We start from the raw sequence: 3,888 nt of genomic DNA, 5'->3' as shown, positions 1-3,888 counted from the left end.
GTTTTACCGTGGTCAACGTGACCCATTACGGTAACAACCGGTGCACGGCTGACTTCTTCACCTTCAACTTCCTGAGACTGGGCAACCAGTTTCTCTTCCAGTTCGTTTTCAGAGCGCAGGACCACGGTGTGTCCCATCTCTTCGACGATCAGGCTCGCGGTATCGCGATCCAGGCTCTGGTTAATGGTGACCATTTCGCCCATTTTCATCAGGCGCTTGATCAGCTCACCGGCTTTGATATTCAACTGCTTGGCGAGGTCGCCGACGGTGATCGTCTCGCCCAGTTGTACTTCGTACACTTGCTTTCCTGTCGGCTTCTTGAAGCCGTGTGTGTTCTTTACTTTCAGCGTCGGGCGAGACAGGGAGCGGGTGCTGCGTTTCTCGTCCTCGGTTTCGAAGGCTTCCAGCGCAGCATCGTACAGAGAAGTCTTGCTGGACTTCTTGGGGCCACTCTTGCCGCGACGGCTGCGGCGCTTGCGCGGCTCGTCGTCATCGCGATCTTCAGTCGTCGCTTCCTGCTTACGGCGCAAGGAAGGCTTGGCCGCGGCACCGGCAGTGGTGTCTGCAGCGGGCGCCTGCTTGGCTTTCTCGGCACGGTCTTTCTGTTCTTGCTCAAGACGTGCACGCTCCGCTTCTACGCGGGCTTTTTTCTCTTCCAGCTCGGCCGCTTCACGCTCGTTTTCTTTCTTACGGCGCTCCATGGCGGCAATACGCATGGCTTCGATGTCATCGACATAGCTGGAACGGATCGGGGCAGGCTCCGGCTTGGGCTCGGGTTTGGCTTCCGGCTTGGGCTCAGGCTTGGCTTCGGCGGGCTCGTCGGCTTTTTCGGGCTTGGCCGCAGCCTCTTCCGCAGCCTTGGCTTCCGCTTCTGCTTCAGCTTTGGCCTTGGCAGCCTCTTCGGCTTCCTGCTTGGCCTTGGCTTCTTCGTCAGCCTTGGCTTTGGCTTCTGCCTCGGCGGCCTCCTGCTCGGCGCGGGCGCGCTCGGCAGCTGCTTTCTCCGCTGCGGCCAGCTCTTCTTCCGCTTTTTGCAGCGCGGAGGTATCGAGCTCGGCTTCCTGCTCTTCGGCTTCTGCGCGCTTCACATAAGTGCGTTTTTTGCGTACTTCCACGTTGACGGTCTTGCGGCCGGTGCCAGATCCGGTCTTCAGCGTCGTGGTGGTTTTGCGCTTGAGGGTAATCTTTTTGGGTGCAGCTGCTTGCTCCCCGTGACTACTTTTCAGGAAGTTGAGCAGGACCTGCTTCTCTTCTGCGGATACGGGCGCATCTGCTGAAGTGTGGGGCAAACCCGCTTCCTGCATCTGCTTGAGCAGACGCTCTTCGGTGGCACCAACCGATTTGGCGAGTTCGCTAACTGTTACTTCGGCCATTCTCTCTCCTAAAAAGTCACTTGTGGCAGAGCAGCATCAATGCATTTTACTGCTCCACCCTTGGCCTGCTTGGCAGGCAATTCGGGGCGCGCACATCAAAGCAGTGCGCGGGGCCGGGCGTGTGCCCGGCACTCGGGCTTCAAGCCTCTTGATCACTGTCGTCGGCGAACCAGGGTTCGCGAGCTTTCATGATCAGCGCGGCAGCGCGTTCCTGGTCCATACCTTCGATATCCAGCAGGTCGTCCACGGCCTGCTCCGCCAGATCTTCCATGGAAGCTACACCACGGCTGGCCAGCTGGAATGCCAGCTGACGATCCATGCCTTCCATATTCAGCAGATCTTCCTGCGGCTCGGACGCATCCAGCTCTTCTTCCGAGGCCAGGGCCTGGGTCAGCAGAGCGTCTTTGGCGCGTGCACGCAGCTCTTCGGCGATTTCTTCGTCGAAACCTTCAATACCCAGCATTTCTTCCAGCGGCACATAGGCGACTTCCTCGAGAGAGGTGAAGCCTTCGTCTACCAGGACGCCAGCAACGTCTTCGTCGATATCCAGACGCTCCATGAAGGTTTCCATGATGCTGCCGGACTCGGCTTCCTGCTTGGCCTGCCAGTCTTCCACGCTCATCACGTTGATCTGCCACTGGGTCAGCTCGGATGCCAGACGTACGTTCTGGCCACTGCGGCCAATCGCCATTGCCAGGTTTTCTTCCGCAACCGCCACGTCCATGGAGCCGGCATCTTCGTCCACCACGATGGACTCGATTTCCGCAGGCGCCATGGCATTGATGACGAACTGAGCGGGGTTGTCGTCCCACAGTACAATGTCGACGCGCTCACCAGACAGTTCGTTGGAAACCGCCTGAACTCGTGCACCGCGCATGCCAACACAGGCACCTACCGGATCGATACGGCCGTCGTTGGTGTTCACGGCAATCTTGGCGCGCAGGCCGGGATCGCGGGCAGCACCCTTGATCTCGATAACCTGCTCGGAGATTTCCGGCACTTCAATGCGGAACAGCTCGATCAGCATCTCCGGGCAGGAGCGGCTCAGTTTCAATTGCGGCCCGCGGGCTTCCGGCTCGATTTCCAGCAGGATTGCGCGCACACGGTCGCCGAGACGGAAGATCTCACGACCTACCAGCTGGTCGCGGGGCAGACGCGCTTCGGCGTTGTTACCCAGGTCCACAGCGATAAAGTCGCGGGTTACTTTTTTCACGGTACCGCTGACCAGTTCTCCGACGCGATCGCGATATTCGTCAACGATTTTGGCGCGCTCGGCTTCACGTACTTTCTGCACGATCACCTGTTTGGCAGTCTGCGCAGCGATACGACCGAACTCGACGTTTTCCACCTGCTCACGGTAGACATCACCAGCCTTCAGCTCGGTGTCTTTCTCGTGGGCTTCTTCCAGCGTGAACTGGGTACCCAGCTCCGCGAGCGTGTCATCGTCTACCACTTCCCAGCTGCGGAAAGTTTCGTAGTCACCGCTGCGGCGGTCGATGATCACCTCGATGGTGGAATCTTCGTCGTAGCGCTTCTTGGTGGCCGTTGCGAGGGCCGCCTCGATTGCCTGGAAAATAATATCCCGGTCAACGCCTTTCTCGTTGGAAACCGCCTCGGCTACCAGCAAGATCTCTTTGTTCATGCAGCTGCCTCTTCAAAAACGCTACGTGCTGACTATTCAATGCTTCGGAAGATGCTGCTTTACAGCACTACCGGGTACTTCTGCATTGCCCTTACTTCTTTCCACTCTCGAACTGCGGAACGATATTCGCTCTCTCGATACTGTCGATCGGCAGCAGATACTCGTTTTCGCTATCGATACGCAGGACGATTTCATCGCCCTCGACGCCGGCCAGCAGGCCGCGCCATTTGCGCTGCCCGTCCAGCGGCATGCGCAAGCGCAATTCCACCTGGGCGCCGATAAAGCGCTGGTACTGCTCAAGCTTGTACAGCGGCCGATCCATACCCGGGGAAGACACCTCCAGGGTGTACTTGCTGCTGATCGGATCTTCCACGTCCATGACCGCACTGACCTGGCGGCTGACCTTTTCACAGTCTTCCACGGAGATGCCGCGCTCGGCATCGATGTAGATCCGCAGCAGGGCGTTGCGACCGTGGGTCTGGTAATCGATCCCCCACAGCTCGCAATCCAGTGATTCGACCACCGGAGCCAGGAGCTCTTCCAAAAGTTCGCGCTTGCTTGCCATATCACCACTTTGGCCCGGCGAACCGCCGGGGCAGATGTGCAACGGCCTCTGCACGTTGCAAAAACGAAAAATGGGCAGCGAAGCTGACCCCACGGTCCGAATGAGAAACCGCGGCGCCGACTCCCGGCCCATTCGGATGGCAAACCAGGCCGAGCCTGTTTGCCGCAGATACGAAAAAGCCCCTAACAGGGGCTTTTACTGCGCAAAAACGCTCTGAAACGTTTTCGCAAAATTTGGTAGCGGGGGCAGGATTTGAACCTACGACCTTCGGGTTATGAGCCCGACGAGCTACCAGGCTGCTCCACCCCGCA

Annotated in this window: 3 protein-coding genes and 1 tRNA gene; all 4 read right to left on the bottom strand. The window is 58.7% G+C overall.

The genetic code is table 11. The features are described from left to right. Window positions 1-1,370: translation initiation factor IF-2 N-terminal domain-containing protein (locus B4U49_RS01025; RefSeq protein ID WP_193432793.1), on the bottom strand; the 1,370-nt coding region annotated here is incomplete at its 3' end. A 139-nt stretch (window positions 1,371-1,509) separates the two neighbouring features. Further along, a complete protein-coding gene (nusA, locus tag B4U49_RS01020) occupies window positions 1,510-3,012 on the bottom strand; it encodes a transcription termination factor NusA (RefSeq protein ID WP_078082737.1) in 1,503 nt (500 codons plus the stop codon). 91 nt (window positions 3,013-3,103) lie between these two features. After that, the gene (gene rimP, locus B4U49_RS01015) at window positions 3,104-3,577 is read right to left on the bottom strand and encodes a ribosome maturation factor RimP (RefSeq protein ID WP_078082736.1); all 474 of its coding nucleotides are present in this window, start codon (window positions 3,575-3,577) and stop codon (window positions 3,104-3,106) included. 234 nt (window positions 3,578-3,811) lie between these two features. Continuing rightward, a tRNA-Met gene (locus tag B4U49_RS01010) sits at window positions 3,812-3,888 on the bottom strand.

This window comes from Microbulbifer mangrovi, from assembly GCF_002009015.1.
In the GTDB taxonomy this organism is placed as follows: domain Bacteria; phylum Pseudomonadota; class Gammaproteobacteria; order Pseudomonadales; family Cellvibrionaceae; genus Microbulbifer; species Microbulbifer mangrovi.
Note: the sequence above shows the minus strand (reverse complement) of the source record. Positions and strands in the feature narration are given on the sequence as shown.

Coding starts and splice junctions, on each gene's coding strand:
- nusA (WP_078082737.1), bottom strand. CDS start 3,012: ATGAACAAAGAGATCTTGCTGGTAGCCGAGGCGGTTTCCAACGAGAAA.
- rimP (WP_078082736.1), bottom strand. CDS start 3,577: ATGGCAAGCAAGCGCGAACTTTTGGAAGAGCTCCTGGCTCCGGTGGTC.